19 protein-coding genes and 6 tRNA genes are annotated in these 22,357 nt (G+C 67.6%); 24 read left to right on the top strand and 1 reads right to left on the bottom strand.

What is annotated here, in order from left to right; translation table 11 throughout:
- Positions 1 to 31 precede the first annotated feature (31 nt).
- The 10 genes from HUA75_RS35830 to HUA75_RS35785 all read left to right on the top strand — a co-directional run bounded on the left by HUA75_RS35830 (position 32) and on the right by HUA75_RS35785 (position 5,618).
- The gene (locus tag HUA75_RS35830; RefSeq protein ID WP_141642442.1) at positions 32 to 754 is read left to right on the top strand and encodes a lipopolysaccharide assembly protein LapB; all 723 of its coding nucleotides are present in this window, start codon (positions 32 to 34) and stop codon (positions 752 to 754) included.
- 5 nt (positions 755 to 759) lie between these two features.
- Complete coding sequence (locus HUA75_RS35825) at positions 760 to 1,695, top strand: FHA domain-containing protein (RefSeq protein WP_141642451.1); 936 nt, start codon at positions 760 to 762, stop codon at positions 1,693 to 1,695.
- 72 nt (positions 1,696 to 1,767) lie between these two features.
- The gene (gene selD, locus HUA75_RS35820) at positions 1,768 to 2,808 is read left to right on the top strand and encodes a selenide, water dikinase SelD (RefSeq protein ID WP_371745706.1); all 1,041 of its coding nucleotides are present in this window, start codon (positions 1,768 to 1,770) and stop codon (positions 2,806 to 2,808) included.
- Between the two features lie 84 nt (positions 2,809 to 2,892).
- A complete protein-coding gene (locus HUA75_RS35815) occupies positions 2,893 to 3,702 on the top strand; it encodes an N-acetylmuramoyl-L-alanine amidase (RefSeq protein ID WP_174488968.1) in 810 nt (269 codons plus the stop codon).
- An 87-nt stretch (positions 3,703 to 3,789) separates the two neighbouring features.
- Positions 3,790 to 4,503 carry a ribonuclease PH gene (rph, locus tag HUA75_RS35810; RefSeq protein WP_141642439.1) on the top strand — a complete coding sequence of 238 codons (714 nt, stop codon included), beginning with the start codon at positions 3,790 to 3,792 and terminating at the stop codon, positions 4,501 to 4,503.
- Complete coding sequence (locus HUA75_RS35805; protein WP_174488967.1) at positions 4,500 to 5,105, top strand: XTP/dITP diphosphatase; 606 nt, start codon at positions 4,500 to 4,502, stop codon at positions 5,103 to 5,105. The genes rph and HUA75_RS35805 overlap by 4 nt, the downstream gene beginning before the upstream one ends.
- Positions 5,106 to 5,175: 70 nt before the next feature.
- Positions 5,176 to 5,249: transfer RNA gene (locus HUA75_RS35800), tRNA-Pro, on the top strand.
- Positions 5,250 to 5,285: 36 nt separating this feature from the next.
- A tRNA-Arg gene (locus HUA75_RS35795) sits at positions 5,286 to 5,362 on the top strand.
- An 84-nt stretch (positions 5,363 to 5,446) separates the two neighbouring features.
- A tRNA-His gene (locus tag HUA75_RS35790) sits at positions 5,447 to 5,520 on the top strand.
- Positions 5,521 to 5,544: 24 nt separating this feature from the next.
- Positions 5,545 to 5,618, top strand: a tRNA-Arg gene (locus HUA75_RS35785).
- A 148-nt stretch (positions 5,619 to 5,766) separates the two neighbouring features.
- Here the strand turns inward: HUA75_RS35785 and bet are convergent.
- A complete protein-coding gene (gene bet, locus HUA75_RS35780) occupies positions 5,767 to 6,858 on the bottom strand; it encodes a phage recombination protein Bet (protein ID WP_141642450.1) in 1,092 nt (363 codons plus the stop codon).
- 392 nt (positions 6,859 to 7,250) lie between these two features.
- Here bet and HUA75_RS35775 point away from each other — a divergent pair.
- The 14 genes from HUA75_RS35775 to grxD all read left to right on the top strand — a co-directional run bounded on the left by HUA75_RS35775 (position 7,251) and on the right by grxD (position 22,282).
- Positions 7,251 to 7,323: transfer RNA gene (locus HUA75_RS35775), tRNA-Lys, on the top strand.
- Positions 7,324 to 7,438: 115 nt separating this feature from the next.
- Positions 7,439 to 7,520: transfer RNA gene (locus tag HUA75_RS35770), tRNA-Leu, on the top strand.
- A gap of 101 nt (positions 7,521 to 7,621) precedes the next feature.
- A complete protein-coding gene (gene tig, locus HUA75_RS35765) occupies positions 7,622 to 8,899 on the top strand; it encodes a trigger factor (RefSeq protein WP_174458560.1) in 1,278 nt (425 codons plus the stop codon).
- Between the two features lie 51 nt (positions 8,900 to 8,950).
- A complete protein-coding gene (clpP, locus tag HUA75_RS35760; RefSeq protein WP_141642436.1) occupies positions 8,951 to 9,571 on the top strand; it encodes an ATP-dependent Clp endopeptidase proteolytic subunit ClpP in 621 nt (206 codons plus the stop codon).
- Positions 9,572 to 9,786: 215 nt separating this feature from the next.
- Positions 9,787 to 11,070, top strand: coding sequence for an ATP-dependent Clp protease ATP-binding subunit ClpX (clpX, locus tag HUA75_RS35755; RefSeq protein ID WP_141642435.1), 1,284 nt, complete (start codon positions 9,787 to 9,789; stop codon positions 11,068 to 11,070).
- Between the two features lie 288 nt (positions 11,071 to 11,358).
- Positions 11,359 to 13,428 (top strand): prolyl oligopeptidase family protein, encoded by a 2,070-nt coding sequence (locus tag HUA75_RS35750; protein ID WP_254623996.1) that lies wholly within the window; start codon positions 11,359 to 11,361, stop codon positions 13,426 to 13,428.
- A gap of 198 nt (positions 13,429 to 13,626) precedes the next feature.
- A complete protein-coding gene (lon, locus tag HUA75_RS35745; protein WP_141642433.1) occupies positions 13,627 to 16,077 on the top strand; it encodes an endopeptidase La in 2,451 nt (816 codons plus the stop codon).
- A gap of 242 nt (positions 16,078 to 16,319) precedes the next feature.
- Positions 16,320 to 17,906, top strand: coding sequence for a peptide ABC transporter substrate-binding protein (locus HUA75_RS35740; RefSeq protein WP_217446452.1), 1,587 nt, complete (start codon positions 16,320 to 16,322; stop codon positions 17,904 to 17,906).
- Between the two features lie 572 nt (positions 17,907 to 18,478).
- A complete protein-coding gene (locus tag HUA75_RS35735; protein ID WP_141642431.1) occupies positions 18,479 to 19,363 on the top strand; it encodes an ABC transporter permease subunit in 885 nt (294 codons plus the stop codon).
- 325 nt (positions 19,364 to 19,688) lie between these two features.
- Positions 19,689 to 20,501 (top strand): ABC transporter permease subunit, encoded by an 813-nt coding sequence (locus HUA75_RS35730; protein WP_174488965.1) that lies wholly within the window; start codon positions 19,689 to 19,691, stop codon positions 20,499 to 20,501.
- A gap of 93 nt (positions 20,502 to 20,594) precedes the next feature.
- The gene (locus HUA75_RS35725) at positions 20,595 to 21,056 is read left to right on the top strand and encodes a response regulator (protein WP_141642429.1); all 462 of its coding nucleotides are present in this window, start codon (positions 20,595 to 20,597) and stop codon (positions 21,054 to 21,056) included.
- A gap of 86 nt (positions 21,057 to 21,142) precedes the next feature.
- Complete coding sequence (locus HUA75_RS35720) at positions 21,143 to 21,688, top strand: YqgE/AlgH family protein (RefSeq protein WP_141642428.1); 546 nt, start codon at positions 21,143 to 21,145, stop codon at positions 21,686 to 21,688.
- Positions 21,688 to 21,945, top strand: a complete 258-nt coding sequence (locus HUA75_RS35715; protein WP_141642427.1) for a BolA family protein — start codon at positions 21,688 to 21,690, stop codon at positions 21,943 to 21,945. The genes HUA75_RS35720 and HUA75_RS35715 overlap by 1 nt, the downstream gene beginning before the upstream one ends.
- Positions 21,946 to 21,961: 16 nt before the next feature.
- A complete protein-coding gene (gene grxD, locus HUA75_RS35710) occupies positions 21,962 to 22,282 on the top strand; it encodes a Grx4 family monothiol glutaredoxin (protein WP_141642426.1) in 321 nt (106 codons plus the stop codon).
- The last annotated feature ends 75 nt before the right edge of the window (positions 22,283 to 22,357 follow it).

Genomic DNA, 22,357 nt, shown 5'->3' with positions numbered 1-22,357 from the left:
TCGGAGGCAGGGCCCGAGGACGGGCCGAGTCATGGAAGAGCCCCTCAAGCAGCTACTGACCCTCGGGCGCGGCTACTTCGAGAAGAAGCAGTACGCCCAGGCCGAGCAGTACCTCGCGAAAATCGTCGAGCAGAATCCGACGTTCGCGGACGTATTCAACATGCTCGGCATCATCTACCACGACCAGGGCCAGTTCGCCCGGGCGCAGCGGGCGTTCGAGTCCGCGCTGAACCTGAATCCGGCGTACACCGAAGCGGCGCTGAACCTGGCGGTCATCTACAACGACATGGGGAAGTACGCCGAGGCGAAGGAGGTCTACCAGGCCGCCTTGTCCCGGCAGAAGACCGGCCCCGGTGAGTTGGACCCCTACGTCGAGAAGAAGATCGCCAACATGTACGGCGAGATTGGCGACGTGTACGCGTCCAGCGGCGCCTGGCAGAAGGCCGTCGAGGAGTACCGTCGCGCGCTGGGCCTGTGTCCCCAGTTCGTGGACATCCGCCTCAAGCTGGGCAACGCCCTGCGCGACGCGGGTGACAACGTGGCGGCCATCGCCGAGTACGAGCAGGTCATCGCCCAGAACCCATCCTTCATCCCAGGCCGTATCCAGTACGGCGTGGCGCTGTACTCCGCCGGTCGCAGGGCGGAGGCGGTGCAGGTGTGGGAGGACGTGCTGGCGCGCAGCCCGGACAACAAGAGCGCGCAGATGTATCTCAACCTGGTGAAGGACCCCGGCAAGGTGGAGCAGGCGGGTTGATGACCATGGATATTACGAAGACCTATGCCCTGAAGTTCATCTCCGGGAAGTACCAGGGCGGAGAGTTCCCGCTGAAGGCGGAGAAGCAGATCGTCATCGGCCGCTCCAGCGAGCTGGACATGGTGCTCGTCGAGGACATGGTCTCTCGCAAGCATGCGAAGATCAGCTTCTCGGATGGGAAGATCACCATCGAGGACCTCGGCTCGACCAACGGCACCTTCGTCAACGGCGAGAAGGTGAAGCAGGCCCGGCTCAAGGAGGGGGACCGCATCCTCATTGGCACCTCCATCCTCAAGCTCGTGCACCAGGGCGCTGACGGCGCCAACGTGGACGAGAGCATGGCCAAGCTGAAGCTGGAGGAGGCCGCCGCCGCCCAGGCCGCGCGGACCACCACCAAGGGCAGCTCCATGACGGGGAAGATTGAGGAAATCCCCCTGCCGGACCTGCTGCAGCTCTTCCACACCTCCAAGAAGAACGGCGTGCTGGTCGTCAACAGCGCCCAGGAGGGGAAGATCTACCTGCGCCAGGGTCGCGTGTACTACGCGGTCATCAACGAGAACCACAACCTGGGGCCGCAGAAGAGCTTCAACCGCATCATCACCTGGGAGCAGGGCGACTTCGAGCTGCGTCCGGCGGACACCCAGGAGTTCATGGTGGAGCTGGACTCGTCCACGGAGGCGCTGCTGATGGATGCGCTCCGTCAGCTCGACGAGCTCAAGCGCCTCCAGCCGAGCCTGCCGCCCCCGGAGGCGATGCTCCAACTCGTCGTCCCACTGGCGGCGCCGCTCAAGGAACTCACGCCGGAGCTTTTGGACGTGCTCCAGCTGGTCATCAACCAGGGCACCCTGGTGGGCGTGTTGGACCGCGCGGACGCGGATGATGTCGTCACGGCGGAGGGTCTGGTACAGCTCCTCAAGCGCGAGTACGTGCGCATCATCTGAGTCGGACACCTGGCCCGCCCCTCATCCGGGCGGGTCCGAAAAGGGGAACACGCCGTGGCGAACGCGAAGTCGGTGAAGCGCCTGCGCCTCACCGAGCTGAGTCACTGCGCGGGATGCGCGGCGAAGCTCAAGGCCGGGGACCTGTCGAAAATCCTGGGGGGACTGAAGTCCTCCCGCGCCCCTCAGGCCCTGGTGGGCTTCAACACGAACGACGATGCGGCCGTCTACCGCCTCTCGCCCGGCCTCGCCGTGGTGGAGACGGTGGACTTCTTCCCGCCGGTGGTGGACGACCCGTTCCAGTTCGGGGCCATCGCCGCGGCGAATGCCCTCTCGGACATCTACGCGATGGGGGCGAAGCCACTGTTCGCGCTCAACCTCGTCGGCTTCCCGGACAGCCTCCCGCTGTCCGTGCTGTCGAAGATTCTCGCGGGGGGCCAGTCCAAGGTGGAGGAGGCGGGCATCTCCATCCTCGGGGGCCACAGCATTCGAGACCCGGAGCCCAAGTACGGCCTGGCCGTCACCGGCGTGGTGGATCCGAAGAAGGTCCTCACCAACGCGGGCGCGAAGCCGGGCGACGTGCTGCTGCTCACCAAGCCGCTGGGCACGGGCATCGCGACCACGGCCATCAAGCGCGGGCTCGCCTCGAAGCAGCTCCAGAAGCGCGTGGTCGCGGTGATGACCACCCTGAACCGCGCCGCGGGCGAGGTCTTCGCGTCCGGCAGGTTCAAGGTGAACGCGCTCACCGACGTGACGGGTTACGGCCTTCTGGGCCACCTGTTGGAGATGATGACGGGCGCGAAGACGCGCGCGGCCATCGACCTGGAGCGCATCCCCCTCATCGCCGAAGTGCCCGCGCTGGCCGAGGCGGGGGTGGTGCCCGGCGGCACCCGGTCCAACCTGGCCCACGTCCAGAAGAAGGTCCGCTTCCCCAAGGGGTTGCCGGAGGCGATTCAGTGGGTGCTCGCCGACGCACAGACCAACGGTGGGCTGCTGGCCAGCGTGCCCGCGAGCGACGCGCTCAAGGCCCTCAAGGCCCTGGAGAAGGCGGGCGTGGACGCGGCCCTCATCGGTGAAGTCCGGGCGGGGCGCCCCGCAATCGAAGTCATCGGCTGAACCGCCGGACCGCCGAGCTTCCGAACCCGGGCCGGGCTGGGATTTCGCGCCCGGGGTGGGGCTCCGCTAGCATTCCACCCTGGCATGCCGCTGTCCCCCCGCCCCCTCCTGGCCTTCGTTGCCTTCCTCTGGCTCGTCCCCGTCACCGCCGGTGCCGGCGAGCGCCCCGCGCGCATCGTCATCGACCCGGGGCACGGTGGAATCAAGGAAGGCGCGAAGGGGCCGGGCGCGCTGCGCGAGAAGGAAGTGGCGCTCCAGATTGCCCACCGGCTTCGCTCGAAGCTGGAGGCGGCGGGTGGAGAGGTCTACCTGACGCGGGAGCGCGACGCGCTGGTGACGCTCACCGAGCGCGTGGAGATGACGAACGACCACGGCGCGGATCTCTTCATCTCCATCCACGCCAACTCCATGCCCACGCCCCGCATGCGCGCGCGCACCGAGGGCGTGGAGACCTACTTCCTGTCCGCCAGTGCCTCGGGTGAGGCGGCCCTCGCGGTGGCGGACCGGGAGAACGCGGAGGCGCCCATGTCCCGCGTGGCGCGCGGCGACTCGACACTGGCGCTCATCCTCGAGGACCTGGTCCGCACGGAGGCGCACTCGGACTCCTCCCGGCTGGCCTATGCCATCCACCCCCGACTGGTGGCACGCACGCGCGCGGCGGACCGGGGCGTGCAACAGGCGCCCTTCTTCGTGCTCTCCGGCGTGGAGTGCCCCGCCGTGCTCGTCGAGGTGGGCTACATCTCCCATCCGGAGGAGGGCGTGCGGCTGGGGCGGGACGACTATCAGGAGAAGCTGGCCGAGGCCATCAGCGAGGGCGTGCTCGCCTTCCTGCGTGAGACGCGTCGGCGGGATGCCGCCCGGCCCGCCCAGGTGGCGGGCCCCGTCTCCCCCTGAGTGGACAGGCGGGCGATGGGGACGCCACGCGCGCCGCGCGGCTCTGGTAGAGAAGGGACGCTCGCCTCACTTCCCCAGGAGCTCGCCGTGCGTTCCTTCCAACGTGGTGCGCTGGACCTTCGCCCCGTCATCATCACCCCCGGAGTGTCCCGCTATGCGGAGGGCTCCGTGCAGGTGGAGTTCGGCCACACCAAGGTGCTCGTCACGTGCTCCACCGAGGAGCGCGTCCCCCCGCACCTGATGGGCAAGGGCACCGGCTGGGTGACGGCCGAGTACGGCATGCTGCCCCGGGCCACGCACACGCGCAGCCACCGCGAGGCGGCCAAGGGCAAGCAGACCGGCCGCACCATGGAAATCCAGCGGCTCATCGGCCGCTCCCTGCGCGCCGCGGTGGACCTGACCACCCTGGGCACGCGCACCCTCACGCTGGACTGCGACGTGATTCAGGCGGACGGCGGCACGCGCACCGCCTCGATTACGGGCGCCTACGTGGCCCTGGTGCTCGCGCTGCGCTCGCTGCAGAAGGCAGGCACCCTCACCAAGACGCCCAAGCTGACGCCCATGGCCGCGGTGTCCGTGGGCGTGGTGGGGGGCGAGGTGCGCGTGGACCTGGACTACGAGGAGGACTCGAAGGCGGACGTGGACCTGAACATCGTGGCCACGGGGGACGGGCGCATGGTGGAAGTGCAGGGCACCGCCGAGCACCAGCTCTTCGACCGCAAGACGATGGACGCGATGCTCGATGGGGGGCTTGCCGCCATCCAGCAGCTCGTCGTCGCGCAGGCCAAGGCCCTCGAATGACGACGGGCAAGTCGAAGCTCCTCTTCGCCACCACCAACAAGGGAAAGCTGCGCGAGCTGCGTGAGCTGGTGGGGGACTCGGTGGAGGTGGTGTCGCTTGGGGACCTGCCGCCCATCCCCGAGCCCGAGGAGGACGGCGACACCTTCGAGGCCAACGCGGTGAAGAAGGCGCTGGAGTATGCCCGGGCCACGGGACTGCCGGCGCTGGCGGACGACTCCGGACTTTGCGTGGACGCGCTGGATGGCCAGCCCGGCGTGTTGTCCGCCCGGTACGCGCCGGGGGATGACAAGGCCCGGTACCAGAAGTTGCTCTCCGCGCTGACCGGGGTGCCCGACGCGAAGCGCACGGCGTCGTTCCGCTGCGCGCTGGCGCTGGCGTGGCCGGACGGCCGGACGCACGTGGAGGAGGGCCGGTGCGAGGGCCGCATCGGCCACGCGCCGAGCGGGACGCATGGCTTCGGCTATGACCCCATCTTCATGTTTCCGGACAGTGGCCGGACGATGGCGGAGCTGACCCCGGAGGAGAAGTCCGCCGTGTCGCACCGGGGCGCGGCCTTCCGGAAGATGAAGCCCAGGCTGCTGATGCTCACCACGGGCACTTGAGCGAGCCCGTCAGACACGTTGTCCTTGCGCGTCCGTCCGCGATGGTTCAACAATGCCGCACTCTACTTTTCGGGGCGTAGCGCAGCCTGGTAGCGCACCTGCCTTGGGCGCAGGGGGTCGGAGGTTCGAATCCTCTCGCCCCGACTTTAAGTAGCGAAGTGGAAGCAGGCGGCCCGGCCAGCTCCAATAGCTCAGCTGGATAGAGCACCGACCTTCTAAGTCGGGGGTCGCAGGTTCGAGTCCTGCTTGGGGCGCCAACCTGGCTGCCGTGACATTTGGGCCTTGAACTGGCCCGGCTTTCCACGGTAGGGAAGCCACGCTTCAAACGCCGTTGCGGAACGGCGGCCATAGCTCAACTGGTTAGAGCGCTGGACTGTGACTCCAGAGGTTGCCGGTTCGACCCCGGTTGGCCGCCCACGTTTTTCCCCATCCGTACTCTGCGCTCGTAGCTCAACTGGATAGAGCACTGGGCTTCGAACCCAGGGGTTGGGGGTTCAAGTCCCTCCGAGCGCGCTCCAGTACCCTGTCACTCCGATGATCCGCGCCCGAGCAACGGCGCCTCCGGAGAGACGCCCGCCCCTTCGTACCCGTGGATCCGCGTGGCCCGTCCTCCGCCGAGGCTCTTCCGGCGGAGGAGGACGTCACCGCGTCCGGGTGTGGATCAGGCTCCGTGCGAGGCGCCGTTGCCCTTGTCGGCGGTGGGCACCCGGCAGCGCAGCTCCGTCTCCGCCTCCAGCGCGAGCAGGTTGTCTCGCATCGCCTTGGCCCAGCGCGCACGGGGCTGCTCCATCAGCTTCTCGTTCGCCAGCTCGATGCTCTCGCTCAGCTCCTCGTCGGAGAGCTCCGAGGCTGTCTTCCCCTTGTACGGGCCGAACGCCACCACCACGGCGCTGGCCTTGAGGCTGGCGCGCGGCGCGGACGGCTCGGGGGAGTGGGGTGCTTCAGCGGCATCCACCTCCACGGCCTTCGCCGACTCCTTGGGGGGAAGAGGCGCCAGCGGCACGTCGACGTCCAGCCGCTGTGGCTTCTCCTCCCTGGCGGGCGCGGCGGCGGGCAGGGTGGGGAAGGACGCCTTCACCGGGCCGGGACGCGCGCCCAGCACCTCGTAGGCGCCCGGGGGCTCCGCATGGCTTGTGGCCACCGGCTCGAAGTCGTCCGCCGGCATCTCCTCGCGGACGTACAAGCCCCCGAAGGCCTCGGGATACGCCTTGCGCAGCGCCGCCACCCGGGCGCACTTTTCAATCATCGTCGTGGGAATCTTGGCCCACAGCGGCGTCTGCTGGACGTACCCGCTGAAGTCCAGCCACACCACGACGGGCAGCTTTCCGTCGCGCACCACGCGAGACCAGCCTCCCACCAGCGCACCCTTGCGCTTGGCCGGATTGAAGCGGTGCACGACTTCGCCCTTGCCCTGGTCCACGACGATGTCGTCCTCGGCGAACACCGCGCTCGCCTGGATGCCCTTGAAGTCCGGAAAGCGCTCCGCTCGGGCGAGCATGCCGGCCTCGGAGGGCTGGAACTCGTACTTGTTCACCCAGTTGGGGCGCTCCCGGTTGCCGATGTTCTGCCGGCGGGCCACGCAGAAGGCCTCCTTGAGGAGGGGGTCCAACCCGCTGCGCTTGCACTGCTCGATGAAGAGGGCGAACTCGTCCTCGCTGATTCCCCGCGGGCAGATGGTGCGCCGAATCAGCTCCATGCGCTCCCGGCTCCAGTTGCCGAGGGCCGAGCCCGTTTCTTCCACCTTCGGGGACATGTTGGCTTCCGTCACTGTCGTCTCCTGCATACGTCCTGCGCGAAAAGGGCGGACGACCTCCGTCCGCCCGCCTGTGCCTCGGCGGTGCACCCGTGCGAATCCCGAATGGGGGGCCGTGCGTGCCCGCCGTCCCGGTGAACTGGGAAGGAAGGCCCGACGTGGCCTCGTTCAACAGAGGTCCTGGGAGTCTGTTTCATCCGCGCGAGGACCCACGGTGGCGCCAGCCCGTGGGGCGGGCGGCGCGGCGTCACCCGGACTCGGCGTCTCCGAGAGGTGATCGCTCAGCGTGGTAATGCAGGGGGGACGAAAATACTTTTTGACAGCGCGGCCGGCCTTCTATAGTTACCGCCGCCACTTGGACGTCACGCAGCCGACGGGCCAAGCGCAGTGCCGGGAGCGTAGCTCAATTGGCAGAGCAATGGACTCTTAATCCATAGGTTGTGGGTTCGATTCCCTCCGCTCTCATTACGGGGTCTCTCCAGCAATGGAGAGGCCCCGTTTGTTTTTCCGCGCAGCCGCCGCATGCTGATGTCCAGCGGACGTTTCGCGGTATGTACGGAACACGGCACGCGGCGCATCCGGGCGGGTGGCGAAACTGGTAGACGCGCCAGACTTAGGATCTGGTACCGCAAGGTGTGAGGGTTCGAGTCCCTCCTCGCCCATTTCGCGTTGACCCGTTCGTGCCTATCCCCTAAAGGCGCACGTCCCACTTAACCGGCGCCGCTCGGGACGACTGTCCGAGGCGGCGGCGAGCGAGGCCCGTATGAAGGTCCAGGTCGAGGAGCTCTCTCCCGTTGAGAAGAAGCTCTCCATCGAGGTCGAGTCCGCCCGCGTGGCGGAAGAGCTGAACCGCGCTTATTCCGCGCTGAGTAAGCAGGTGAAGCTGCCCGGCTTCCGCCAGGGCAAGGTTCCCCGGCGCATCCTGGAGCAGCGCTTCAAGGACCAGGTCGAGGACGAGGTCATCCAGCGCGTGGTGCAGACCGCCTACCTGGACGCCGTGCGCGAGCACAACGTGGAGGTCGTCGCCAGCCCGCAGGTGACCAACGCGGGCCTCAAGGCCGACGCTCCGTTCACCTTCGAGGCCCGGGTGGAGGTCAAGCCCAAGGTCGAGGCGAAGGAGTACGCGGAGCTGCCCCTGACGAAGTCGGACGCCGCCGTCACCGACGAGCAGGTCAACGAGCAGCTGGACCGCATGCGCCAGTCGCTGAGCCGGCTGGAGCCCGTGGCCGACCGCGACTCGGCGGCCTCCGGCGACTACGCCACCGTGGACTATGACGCCACCGTGGACGGCCAGCCGTTCACCGGCAGCAAGGCCGAGGGCATCACCGTCCAGGTGCAGCCCGGTGAGCTGGTGGAGTCGAAGATCGCCGCCCTGGAAGGCGTGAAGGTGGGCGAGTCCAAGGACATCGACTACGCCTTCCCCGCGGACTACCGGGTGGAAGAGGTGAAGGGGAAGACGGGCCGCTTCCACGTCACCCTCAAGGCGCTGAAGAAGGAGATCAGCCCCGAGCTCAACGACGAGTTCGCCAAGGAGACGGGCATCGCGCAGACGATGGAGGAGCTGCGCGGCAAGCTGCGCACCGACATGGAGAAGGCGCGCCGTTCGCAAGCGGACAACGACGAGCGCGAGGCCCTGGTGAAGGTGCTCGTGGAGCGCAACCCGTTCGAGGTCCCCCGCGCCATGGTGGAGCGCGCCATGGACTCCATGCTGCGTGGCGCCCTGCAGCAGCTGCAGCGCTCGGGCGTGGACCCCAGCCGTCTGAACCTGGACTTCAACCGGCTGCGCGAGGAGATGCGCGAGAAGGCCCTCCAGGAAGTGAAGGGCACGCTGCTCCTGGAGTCCATCGCCCTCAAGGAGGGCGTGCAGGCGTCCGACGCGGACGTGGAAGCGCGCATCGAACAGCTCGCCGTCGAGGCGGGCCAGCCGGTGGCCGCCGTGAAGAAGTACTTCAAGGGTCCGGACGAGCGCCTCGGGTTGTCTCTGCGACTGCGCGAGGAAAAGACGATTGAATTCCTGAAGGGCCGGGCGAAGTATTCCTGAGGTTCTCTTCCGAGCCGTCTTCAGCGCTTCAGCCCGCTACTCGAGGTCGACATGCCCTTCATGCCCGTTCCCTACGTCATCGAGCAGACGCACCGCGGTGAGCGCTCGTACGACATCTACAGTCGGCTCCTGAAGGACCGCATCATCATGCTGGGCACCGAAATCGACGATGACGTGGCCAACGTCATCGTCGCCCAGCTGCTGTTCCTCGAGTCCGAAGACCCGGACAAGGACATCAACATCTACATCAACTCGCCGGGCGGCTCCGTGACGGCGGGCATGGCCATCTACGACACGATGCAGTACGTCAAGCCGCCGGTCTCCACCATCTGCGTGGGGCAGGCGGCGTCGATGGGGGCCGTGCTCCTGCTCGCCGGGACGAAGGGCAAGCGCTACTCGCTGCCCTCCAGCCGCATCATGATCCACCAGCCGCTGGGCGGGGTGCGGGGCCAGGCCACGGATATCGAAATCCAGGCCCGGGAAATCCTGCGGATGAAGGCGAAGCTCAACGAGATCATCGTCAAGCACACCGGGCAGACCATCGAGCGCGTCGAGAAGGACACGGATCGCGACTACTTCATGGGCGCCACGGAGGCGAAAGCCTACGGAATCGTGGATGAAATCCAGAACCCCCGAAAGGTCGTGGGGCTGGGCAAGGACGAGAAGAAGTAGCCGTTCGCCGGGGCTTGACGCCTCGGCCGGTGGCCGGAGCCGCGGGAATTCGTCCCCGCGCCTCCGGCTTTCTGCTTTCTGCGCCGACCCACTCTCCCTGTTAAGTACCGGGAAGGCGCGTGGACGTCCCTGATGGGGGCTGACTAGATTGCTTTGAGGCCGGGTCGGGTGGCGCGAGGCAGGGTGGCGGCTTTACAGGCGCAGCGAGGGATTTCATGGCGGGCAAGAACGTGGAGAAGCGAGACAACCAGACCCTCTGCTGCTCTTTCTGCGGCAAGTCGCAGAAGGAAGTGAAGAAGCTCATCGCGGGGCCAACGGTCTACATCTGCGACGAGTGCATCGGGCTGTGCAACGACATCATCGCGGAGGAGATCGACCGCGAGGAGACCAAGGACACCAAGCTGCGCATCCCCCGGCCCTCTGAAATCAAGGCCGTGCTGGATGAGTACGTCATTGGCCAGGAGCGGGCGAAGAAGACGCTGTCGGTGGCCGTTCACAACCACTACAAGCGCATCGAGTCCAAGGTCGCGCTCGAGGACGTGGAGCTCCAGAAGAGCAACATCCTCCTCCTGGGCCCCACGGGCAGCGGCAAGACGCTCCTGGCGCAGACGCTGGCGCGCATCCTCAACGTCCCCTTCACGATTGCGGACGCCACGTGCCTCACCGAGGCCGGCTACGTGGGCGAGGACGTCGAGAACATCATCGTCAACCTGCTCCAGGCGGCCGACCACGACATCGAGCGGGCGCAGCGCGGCATCGTCTACATCGACGAAATCGACAAGATTGCCCGCAAGTCGGAGAACCCCTCCATCACCCGCGACGTCAGCGGCGAGGGCGTTCAGCAGGCCCTGCTGAAAATCATTGAAGGTACGGTGGCCAACGTTCCGCCCAAGGGTGGCCGCAAGCACCCCCAGCAGGAGTTCCTGCAGGTGGACACCACCAACATCCTCTTCATCTGCGGTGGCGCCTTTGGCGGGTTGGACCAGGTCATCGAGCGGCGCCTGGGTGGTCGCAGCCTGGGCTTCGGCGCGGACATCCAGTCCAAGAAGCAGCGCAACCTCACGGAGCTGCTCAAGCACGTGGAGCCGGAGGACCTGCTCAAGTTCGGCATGATTCCGGAGTTCATCGGCCGTCTGCCCATCATCACCGCGCTGGAGGAGCTGGATGAGCCCGCGCTCATCAACATCCTCAACCAGCCGAAGAACGCGCTCACCAAGCAGTACAAGAAGCTCTTCGAACTGGACGGCGTGGCGCTGAAGTTCACCGACGGCGCGCTCAAGGCCATCGCCAGCGAGGCCATCCGCCGCAAGGCCGGTGCTCGCGGCCTGCGCTCCATTCTCGAGTCGGCCATGCTGGACGTGATGTACGAAATCCCGTCCCGCAAGACGGTGCGCGAGGTGCTCATCTCCGAGGAGGTCATCCTCAAGAAGAGCGAGCCCGTCATCCTCCATTCCGCGGCGGAGAAAGAGCCCGCGGAGCCGAAGAAGGAATCCGCCTAGCGCGGCGCCGGGCCGCCTCTTCCAGGGGCGGCCCCTTGAGATGTGACGGGGCGCGTCAAGGGCCAGGCAGCAGGCCCGACGCGCCCCATCCATTCTGGAGCAGGGCCGGCCTTCCAGGCGGCCCACGGTTTTTGTGGGACGGGCCTGGGGCTTTCTGTATGTGCTGGCTCCATGAGACGGCTGCCCCTGCCCGCCTTGTGGTTGATGCTCTCTGCCTGCGCTGGCTCGAAGCCGGCGGAACGGGAAGCGCCTCCGGTGGGGGCGCGGGCCCAGGAGGAACACTCGCGCATGGCATACCCGGCGACACGGGTGGACGCGGTGGTGGACACGGTGCACGGCGTGCCGGTGTCGGACGCCTACCGCTGGCTGGAAGACGAGAAGGCACCCGAAGTCCAGGCGTGGATGAAGGCGCAGGACGCCGTCGCGCGCGAGGCCCTGGCGAAGGTGCCCGGCCGCGACGCGCTGGTGCGCCGCTTCCGCGAGCTGTTCTACGTGGACTCCATCTCCATGCCCAGCCGGCGCGCGGGCCGCTACTTCTACATGCGCACCCACAAGGACAAGGAGAAGGCGGTCCTCTACTGGCGCGACGGTGAGAAGGGCGCGGAGAAAGTCCTCCTGGACCCCAACGGCTGGAGCCAGGACGGCTCCGTGTCGCTGGGCACGTGGGCACCTTCGTGGGACGGCAAGAAGCTCGTCTTCGCGCAAAAGCCCAACGCGGCCGACGAGGCCGTGCTGCACGTGATGGACGTGGACTCGGGCCAGTGGTCGAAGGCGGATGTCATCGAGGGGGCCAAGTACGCCCAGCCCCGGTGGACGCCGGACAGCAAGGGCTTCTATTACGAGTGGCTGCCCACCGACGCCTCCATCCCCGTGGACGCGCGACCGGGCTACACCACGCTGCGCTTCCACGCGCTCGGCGAGGACCCCGCGAAGGATGCGCTGGTGCACCCGCACACGGGTGACCCGAGCACCTTCCTCCAGGGCGACTTGAGCCGCGACGGCCAGTTCCTCTTCGTCTATGTGCTCCGGGGCTGGAACGAGAACGACATCTACTGGAAGCGGCCCGGGGAGAAGGACTTCCGTCTGCTGGTGAAGGGGCAGGGCGCCCGCTACACCGCGCTGGCCTGGAAGGGCCGCTTCTACGTCAACACCGACGAGGGCGCTCCGCGCCAGCGCGTGTTCGAGGTGGACCCGGCGCACCCCGCACGTGCCTCGTGGAAGGAGCTCGTCCCCGAGGACCCGGTGGCCTCGCTCCAGACGATGAACATCGTCGGGGGGCACCTGGCGCTGGAGTACATGAAGGACGCCACCACCGTCATCCGCGTGACGACGCTGCGGGGCAAGCCCGTGCGCGAGGTGGAGCTGCCGGGCGTGGGCGCGGCCTCCAACCTGTCCGGCCTGGAGGACGAGGATGAGGCCTATTTCGTCTTCACGTCCTTCACCACGCCCCGGCGCGTCTACAAGACGTCCGTCCAGAGCGGGAAGTCAGAGCTGTGGGCCCAGGTGGAGCTGCCCATGGACCCGACGGCCTACACCGTGGACCAGGTCTTCTACCCCTCCAAGGACGGCACCCGCGTGCCCATGTTCCTGGTGTACCGAAAGGGCCTGAAGCGGGACGGTGACGCCCCCACGCTGCTGTACGGGTATGGCGGCTTCAACGTGAACATGGAGGCCAGCTTCCGAGCCAGCATCCTGCCCTGGCTGGACGCGGGAGGCGTGTATGCGGTGGCCAACCTGCGCGGGGGCGGCGAGTACGGGACGTCGTGGCATGAGGCCGGTCGCCAGGCGAACAAGCAGAACGTCTTCGACGACTTCCACGCCGCCGCCGAGTACCTCATCCGCGAGAAGTACACCCAGCCTCGCCGCCTGGCCATCCAGGGCGGCAGCAACGGCGGCCTGCTGGTGGGGGCGGCCATGACTCAGCGCCCGGAGCTGTACGGCGCGGTGGTGTGCCAGGTGCCCCTGCTGGACATGGTGCGCTACCACCTCTTCGGAAGCGGGCGGACGTGGATTCCCGAGTACGGGACGGCGGAGAAGGCCGAGGACTTCCGGACGCTTCACGCCTATTCGCCCTACCACCACGTCCGTTCGGACGTGCGCTACCCCGCGCTCTTGATGATGTCCGCGGACCACGACGACAGGGTGGACCCCATGCACGCTCGCAAGTTCATCGCGGCGGTGCAGAACGCACCTGGCGGCTTGTCACCCGCCCTGCTCCGCATCGAAATGAACGCGGGACATGGTGGCGCGGACCAGGTGGCCAAGAGCATTGAATCCAGCGCGGACCAGTACGCGTTCTTGTTCCAGGCGTTGGAGGTGGGAGGGCTCCAGGGTGGGCAGTCAGCGCAGGGCCGCTGACACCCCAGGCGGACACCCGAGTCGGCTCCGGGTGTTCCCTTGAAGGCAGCAAGTCGTTCCCCAATCTTGAGGCGGGGAACGGCGCCTGAAACCGACGTGTTATAGACATGCTTCACCCCGGGTAAGCGCTCGTCGGGCGAGCAACCGGGCAACTCTTCAGGGGCCTACCCTCCCGGTAGGCCAGCAGGTGGCGGATACATGTTCTTCGGACGTGACGACAAGAAGGAAGCCCAGAAGCGGGGACTCACCGTCCCGCTCTTGCCCCTTCGGGACATCATCGTGTTCCCGCACATGGTGGTTCCGCTGTTCGTCGGCCGGGAGAAGTCCATCGCGGCGTTGAAGGACGCGATGGCTCACAAGGGGCCGGACGACAAGGCCGTCATCCTGCTGGCCGCCCAGAAGAAGGCCAAGACGAATGACCCCTCTCCTGACGACATCTTCCACTTTGGCACCATGGGCCATGTCATCCAGCTGCTTCCCCTGCCTGACGGCACGGTGAAGGTGCTGGTGGAAGGCGTGCGCCGGGCCAAGGTGAAGAAGTTCCACCCCAACGACGCCTTCTTCATGGTGGAGGTCGAGGAAGTCGAAGAGCAGACGGAGAAGAGCGTGGAGCTGGAGGCGCTGGTTCGCAGCGTCCACTCCGTGTTCGAGGCCTTCGTCAAACTCAACAAGCGCATCCCGCCAGAGATGCTGATGCAGGTCGCCAGCATCGACGACCCGGCGCGGCTCGCTGACACCATCGTCGCGCACCTGTCGCTGAAGCTGAACGACAAGCAGGCGCTGCTCGAGACGGAGTCCCCGGCCAAGCGGCTGGAGAAGCTGTACGAGCTGATGCAGGGGGAGATCGAGATTCTCCAGGTGGAGAAGAAGATCCGCACCCGCGTCAAGAAGCAGATGGAGAAGACCCAGAAGGAGTACTACCTGAATGAGCAGATGCAGGCCATTCAGAAGGAGCTGGGTGAGCGCGACGAGTTCAAGAACGAGATTCAGGAGATTGAAGAGAAGCTGAAGAACAAGCGGATGAGCAAGGAGGCCACGCTCAAGGTCAAGAAGGAGCTGAAGAAGCTCCGGATGATGAGCCCGATGAGCGCCGAGGCCACCGTCGTCCGCAACTACATCGACTGGATCATCAGCCTCCCCTGGTACGACGAGACGCAAGACAGGCTCGACGTGACGGAAGCGGAGACGGTGCTCAACGAGGACCACTACGGCTTGAAGAAGCCGAAGGAGCGCATCCTCGAGTACCTGGCCGTGCAGCAACTGGTGAAGAAGCTCAAGGGCCCCGTGCTGTGCTTCGTGGGTCCTCCGGGCGTGGGCAAGACGTCGCTGGCGCGCTCCATTGCTCGGGCCACGGGCCGCAAGTTCGTGCGCCTGTCCCTGGGCGGCGTGCGTGACGAGGCCGAGATTCGCGGCCACCGGCGCACGTACATCGGCGCGATGCCGGGCAAGCTCATCCAGTCGCTGAAGAAGGCGGGCAGCAACAACCCCGTCTTCCTGCTCGACGAAATCGACAAGATGTCCACGGACTTCCGAGGCGACCCGAGCGCGGCGCTCCTGGAAGTGCTGGACCCCGAGCAGAACCACAACTTCAACGACCACTACCTGGACCTCGACTACGACTTGTCGAAGGTGATGTTCATCTGCACCGCGAACACGATGCACAACATCCCCGGTCCTCTCCAGGACCGCATGGAGGTGATTCGCATCGCGGGGTACACCGAGCCGGAGAAGCTCTCCATCGCCCGGCGCTACCTCATCCCGAAGGAGCAGGAGGCCAACGGGCTGGCGGACATCAAGGTGGACATCAGCCGAGAGGCGCTGAAGACCATCATCCACCGCTACACGCGTGAGTCCGGCGTGCGCTCGCTCGAGCGTGAGATTGGCGGCGTGTACCGGAAGATTGCCCGCGACGTGCTGAAGAACGGCAAGCGGGACATGGCGGTGGACCGCAAGATGGCGATGAAGTTCCTGGGCACCCCGCGCTACCGCTACGGCGTGGCGGAGCAGGAGGACCAGGTGGGCATCGTCACCGGCCTTGCGTGGACGGAGCTGGGCGGTGAAATCCTCACCACCGAGGCCACCGTGATGCCGGGCAAGGGCAAGCTCATCATCACCGGCAAGCTGGGTGAGGTGATGCAGGAGTCCGCCCAGGCGGCCATGTCGTACGTGCGCAGCCGCGCCGAGCGCTTCGGTATCGACCGCAAGGTGTTCGAGAACTACGACATCCACGTCCACCTGCCGGAAGGCGCCATTCCGAAGGACGGTCCCTCGGCGGGTGTCACCATCTGCACGGCGTTGGTGAGCGCGCTCACGCGGGTCCTCATCCGTCGCGACGTCGCGATGACGGGTGAAATCACCCTGCGCGGACGGGTGCTCCCCATCGGCGGCCTGAAGGAGAAGACGCTGGCCGCGCACCGGGCGGGCATCAAGACGGTCCTCATCCCGAAGGCGAACAAGAAGGACCTGAAGGACATCCCGCTGAAGATTCGCAAGCAGCTGCGCATCGTCCCGGTGGAGTTCGTGGACGACGTGCTGCGCGAGGCGCTGGTGTTGGAGAAGCCGGAGGAGTTCGGCCGCAAGCCGTTCTCCGACAGCCTGAAGGCCGCGCCGCCGGACCTCCCGTCCACGCCGGCCCCCGCCCCGGCCTAGTGCCGGGGTGACAGCGGAGGAGTTTCCTCCGTGAGGTACCGAAGCCAGGATGCCGGCCGACCAGGAGTCGCCGGTCTCCTGGCTTCTCCTTTTCGGGAGAGCGGCGCTTCGGGGTACAACGTGCTCCGGTGGCTCCTCGCGCGCGACTCGCCTGGTGGTGTCTCTTGCTGGCCTGGGTGACCGGGGCCTGCGGGCCGTGCGGCTTTCAGCCCGACGCGGGCGTCAAGGTGGTGGTGCCCGCGATGCCCACCACGCTGGACTGGAGTCACTCGGACCCCGAGAGCTGGGCCAACTATCCGGTGATGCTGGCCACGCAGCGGGGGCTCACGGTGCTGGGGGCGGACCACTCGGTCCAGCCGGGGCTGGCGGAGCGCTGGGAGCGCACCCGCGATGAGAAGGGCTGCGAGGTCTACGTCTTCCACCTGCGTCGGGATGTGCGCTGGTCCGATGGCTCGCTGCTCACCGCGCGCGACTTCGTCGTGGGATGGCGACGTGCGCTGCGCGGGCGGGAGCGCGGGGAGATGGCGGACCTGGATGGCGCATCGGAGGTGCTGGCGCTCCAGGAGCGCATGGCGCCCGAGGCGGAAGTCCGCGCGGCGATGGAGCGGGTGGGCGTGGAGGCCGTGGACGCGCACACCCTGCGGGTGACGCTGGTGCATCCGCGCAGCTACTTCCTGGCCCGTGTGGCCAACGTCTACATCTTCTATCCGGCGCCGGCCGCGGACCTGGAGGGCAGGGCGGATGAGGAGGTCCGTGACTACTTCGACCGGCCTCGTGACGGACGTCCGTTGGCGCTGGGGCCGTACCGCGTGGAGAGCTGGGACCGCGCGGGCGAGCGGGTGCGGCTGGTGTACAACCCGCGCTCGGCGTTTCCTCCGCCGCTCGTGCCCGGCGAGGCGCCCGTGCCCGTCATCACCTTGATGAAGTCGGAGATTGGCCCGGCGCTGTACGAGCGGGGCCGCGTGGACTTCGTGTTCGTGGACAGCGCGGCAGCCCTGCGCGTGAAGCGGCCCGAGGACCTGCAGCGCGAGCCTTTGCTGTCGACCTACTACCTGGCCTTCAACACGGAGCGCGCCCCGCTGGACAGGCCCGAGGTGCGTCGCGCGCTGTCACGGGCGTTGGACCGGGAGGCGCTGGTGGCGGGGTTGCTGCCGGCTTCGCGTCCGTCGCATGTGTTGTTGCCTCCGGAACTTCCGGGTGCGGCTTCGACGGAGGAGGCGGCGCGACTGCCGCACTACGAGCCCGAGCGCGCGAAGCAGGAGCTGACTGGGGTGCCCGGGTTGGAGCGGCCATTGCGGCTCGTGTATCGCGCTGGGGACAACTTCGTGCCGGAGGTCGCCATCGCGGAGCGCGTGGCGGCGCAATTGGCTCGCGTGGGTGTGCAGGTGGTGCTGGAAGCGCGCTCGGATTTCATGGCGGAGGTGGCTCGGCGCACGGCGCAGGGGCCTCGCGCGTATGACCTGTATCTGCGCCGATTGGGCGGGGACTACGCGCACCCGAATACGTTCTTCACGCTCTTCGAGCGCGAGGGCAACCATCAGACGGGCTGGGAGACGCAGGCGGGTGGGGAGCCGATGGGCCGCTTCGAGCGACTCCTGGAGGCGGCGGATGGTGAGGCGGATGAGGCCCGCGCCCATGCGCTGTACACCCAGGCGCAGGAGGTGCTGGTGGGGGAGCAGGCGGTGATTGCGCCGCTCTACCACCCTGACCGCTACTTCCGTGCTCGGGACACGCTGCGCGGTCTGGATGTGGACCCGTTCAACTTCCTGGCGCTGCGCACGCTGCGCCGGTCCGCTCCGGAACCGAAGCAGGCCGAGGTGGCGCCATGACGGCGATGCTTGTGGCGCGTGGCGCGGGCACCATCAAGGCTGCTCCCGGTGGAACCGTGGCGAGCCGAGGTCACGCCATGAAGGCGATGCGTGTGGCGCACGGCGCTGGCCACGTTGCGGCTGCTCCCAGTGGAGCCGAAGTGGGCCGAGGAGGCGCCCTGATGGCGATGCGTGTGGCGCACGGCGCTGGCCACGTTGTGGCTGATCCCGGCGGAGCCGAAGTGAGCCGAGGCGGCGCCCTGATGGCGGTGCTTGTGGTGTGTGGCGCTGGCCCCACCATGGCTGCTGCTCCTGGTGGAGTCGCAGCGTGCCGACGTCACGCCATGAAGGCAGGGCGCTTGTGGCACATGGCGTTGGCCCGGTCGTGTCTGCTCCCGGTGGAGTCGCAGCGCGCCGAGGTCACGCCATGAAGGCAGGGTGCTTGTGGCACATGGCGCTGGCCCCGTTGTGTCTGCTCCCGGTGGAGTCGCAGCGCGCCGAGGTCACGCCATGAAGGCAGAGTGCTTGTGGCATATGGCGCTGCCCCCGTCGTGTCTGCTCCCGGTGGAGTCGCAGCGCGCCGAGGTCACGCCATGAGGTCGGTGCTCCAGAAGCTGGCGCGACAGCTCGTGCTGGTACCGCTCGTGGCGGTGGCCTCGTACTTCCTCATGGCGATGCTTCCGCTCACCACGGAGAGCGAAGCGAAGCGACAGGTGTCACCGGAGCTTGCCGCTTCGTATCGACGGGACCTGGGTATCGGCGAGCCGCTGGGCTTCCTTCGGCCGTGGCAGAAGCTCTGGCGCGGCGAGCGACTGGGCACGAGCGCGCAAGGAGTCACCGGCGACGAGCTGGCGCGCAAGCTGTCCGGCAGTGTTGGCGTCGGACTACTCGCGCTGCCCCTGGCGCTGACGTGGGCGCTCGGCTTCGCGATGGTGCGCACGCGCTGGCGTCGGGGCCGCTGGGCCGCGCTGGGCGATGTCGTGCCCGCGCTGGCCTTCGGCACCCCTGTCTTCATCCCCGCGCTCCTGCTCGCTCCCGCCGTGGTGGAGCGCGGCAACATGCTGCCGGAGCTTTGCGCCGCGCTCGTCACGTCCATCTGGCCCGGCATCTTCCTGGGCACCCTGGTGGGTGACTCGCTGGAGACGGAACTGTCGCGCGACTACGTGCGCACCGCGCTGGGCAAGGGGCTCGCCCCCGGCACGGTGCTTCGCCGTCATGTGCTGCCCAACGTGCTGCCCGCCTTGCTGGACGCGGTGGGGCCGGTGGCCACGGCGCTGCTCGCTGGTTCATTCGCCGCCGAGCGCGTGCTGGGCCTGCCGTACTTCGGTCAGCTCTACGTACTCGCCGTCCTCAACAAGCAGGTGGCCGTCGTCGTGGTGGCCACCACCACCTTTGCCTCGCTGCTCGTCGTCGTCAGCCTCGCGGTAGAACTCACGCGGTACGCGGTGGACCCTCGCTCACGAGAGGCACGCGCATGAGGCCTGTTCCTGCATCCACCTGCTCCGGAGCGGGGTCGTGCGATGCGCTGATTCCGCGCACGTGTCACGTGCGCTCCGAGCGCGGCTTCGTGAGACCACGGTCGTGCGACGAGCTGATTTCGCAGACGTGTCACGCTCGCCGTGTGCACGGGTTCGTGAGGCTGCAGTCGTGGGACTCGCTGATGCCGCGCACGCGAGGGGCTCGTCGTGTGCACGGCTTCGTGACATCACGATCATGTGACTCGCTGATGCCACGCCCACGCGGGGCTCGCCGTATGCACGGCGTCGTGAGCCCGAGGTCGCCGGCCCCTCCCGAGGTGCTCACATGAGCCGCGTCCCCGCTCGCGCCACGTTCGGGCTCCTCCTCCTCGTGGGCCTCGGCGCGCTGAGCCTCGTGGCCGGGCGCCTGTTCCCGGACTGGCTCGCCAGCACCTGTCCGCTGGGCGTGGACCCGACGCGGCCGGACCGCACCGTGTGCGAGCTGGCCTTCGGTGGGCTCTGGGTGTCCCTCGCCGTGGGCCTGTGCGCGGGCGGGCTCTCCACGCTCATCGGCCTCATCGTCGCGGCCGTGGCACGACTCGTCGGTGGCGCGTGGGAGCAGGCCCTGCTGCGCGGCGTGGACGCCGTCTTCGCCCTGCCCGACGTGCTCGTCGTCATGGTGCTCCAACTCGCGGGCCAGTCCCTCGCGGATGCGGGACACAGCGGAGGCCTGGGCCCCTTCGGGTTGATGGTGGCGTCACTCGCGCTCGTCGGCTGGGCGGGCCCCGCTCGCATGTTCCGCAATCGCCTGGCCACACTGGAAGGACAGGAGTTCGTCGCCGCGGCCCGAGCACTCGGCGGTGGCGGCACGCACGTGTTGCGCGTCCACCTCTGGCCCGCCCTGCGCCCCTTCGCCCTGGCCGTGTTCCTCAGCCGCCTGCCCACCGCCATCCTCACCGAGTCCACCGTGAGCTTCTTCGGCATCGCGCGAATGGAGCCCATGTCGCTCGGGCGCTACCTGGGTACCAGTTACGCGGCCCTCATCTACGAGGGCGGCGCTCGCGTCGTCCTGCCCGCCTGGGCGCTGCTCGTCCTCCTGGTGCTCGGCGCTTCGCTCGCCTCACAGGCACTCTCGGCGAGCCCTCGCAAGGCCACCTGAGCAGGCACCGGGGCACCGGTGGGTGTGAGGAATTCCCACCGTGGAAATGTGGGTTCCCATCACACGGAAACCTTTTGCCCAACCGGTGCCCTCATGTCCCTGCCTACCACTGAAGAGACCATCCCCGTGCTCGGCCACGACGCGAAGGAGCGCACGGAACGCAGCGACGAGTTGAAGGTGGAGACCGTGCGCAGCTCGGTCCTTGTCGTGGAGGATGATCCATCCCACCGCGAAATCCTGGTGGAGATGCTGGCGGGCTGGGGATACGAGCCCATGCCCGTGGGCAGCGCCGAGGAGGCGGAGTTCGCCGTGCGCAACAAGCGCATGGATGCCGCCATCGTCGACGTGTTCCTCCCCGGTCGCAGCGGCGCCACGCTGATGTCCCGACTGCGCGAGCGCTTCCCGCAAGCGGTCCTCATCGGCGTGAGCGCGATGAGCGACGCGGCCATGGCGCGCAAGTGCAAGGGCCTGGGCGCGGACCTCTTCATCGGCAAGCCGCTCAACCCGGAGCGACTCTCCGAGGCGCTGCAGTCCAAGCACACCAGCTGGCACTGAAAGCCAGGGCGGCGGCGTGCTCGGAGCGAGCCCCGACGGGGGCGGTTCCGGTTGCGCCGCCCGCTCGAACGGTTGATGCTCGGCTCGTGAAGAACCTCGCTCCCGGCTTCCTGCTGGCCATGCCTCAGCTCGGGGACCCCAACTTCTACCGCTCCGTCATCCTGATGATTGAGCACGGGGAGTCCGGCTCCATGGGGCTCGTCGTCAACCGGGGCGCACCGCTGACCCTGGGCGAGCTGGCGCGCGGGCAGAACCTGGACATCCATACGGAGCGCACCAGCCAGCCCGTCTTCGTCGGCGGCCCCGTGGAGCCTCAACGGGGCTTCGTGCTGCACGACGATGGAGGTGTCCTGGAGAAGCACTCGGTGCTGCCCGGGCTGTTCCTCAGCGTGACGCTGGATGCCCTGGGGCCGCTGCTGGAGCGCGGGGCGCCCCGCCTGCGCTTCTGCCTGGGCTATGCGGGCTGGGGACCCCGACAACTGGAGAGCGAGATTGCCGCCGGCTCCTGGCTCTTCACCGAGGCCAGCGCGGACGCGGTGCTGGATATGGAGCCTGGCAAGTTGTGGGAGACGACATTGCGTGGCATGGGCGTGGACCCAGCCATGCTGGTGATGGGAAGGGGAATGAACTGATGCTTGACGCAGACTTCGTCCGCAGCCGAATCCTGGAGGCCCTGCCGGGCTCCGAGGTGGAGGTCCAGGACACCACGGGGACGGGCGACCACTTCGAGGCCCGTGTCATCAGCCCCGACTTCGCCGGTAAGGCGATGGTTCAGCAACACCAGCTCGTGTACGCGCCGCTCCAGCAATGGCTGAAGTCGGGCGAACTGCATGCCCTGGCCCTTAAGACCTACTCGCCCGAGCAGTGGAAGAAGCTCGGGAACCGCTAACGAAGGAGACCCATCCATGAACCCAGAGCTCAAGGCCCGGTTCGACGAGCTGACCCAGTCGCACCCCATCGTCCTCTTCATGAAGGGCAATGCCCTGTTCCCCCAGTGCGGCTTCTCCGCGCGGGCGCTGCAGATACTCCAGCCCCACGGTGAGGTCTTCACGGTGGACGTGCTGTCCGACCCCGCCATTCGCCAGGGCATCAAGGACTACACGAACTGGCCCACCATCCCGCAGATCTTCATCCGCGGGCAGTTCGTCGGCGGCGTGGACATCCTGGCCGAAATCGCCGAGCGCGGTGAGCTGACCGACCTGGTCGCTGGCAAGCCCCCGGCCTGACCCGGGCTGGAGGGGGGAGGGGAGATTTGCTCCCCTCCTGCGGGTAGAATGGGTGGCCGCTCCCGCGAGGAAACA

It is taken from the genome of Myxococcus sp. CA040A, from assembly GCF_013336725.1.
Classification (GTDB): domain Bacteria; phylum Myxococcota; class Myxococcia; order Myxococcales; family Myxococcaceae; genus Myxococcus; species Myxococcus llanfairpwllgwyngyllgogerychwyrndrobwllllantysiliogogogochensis.
Note: the sequence above shows the minus strand (reverse complement) of the source record. Positions and strands in the feature narration are given on the sequence as shown.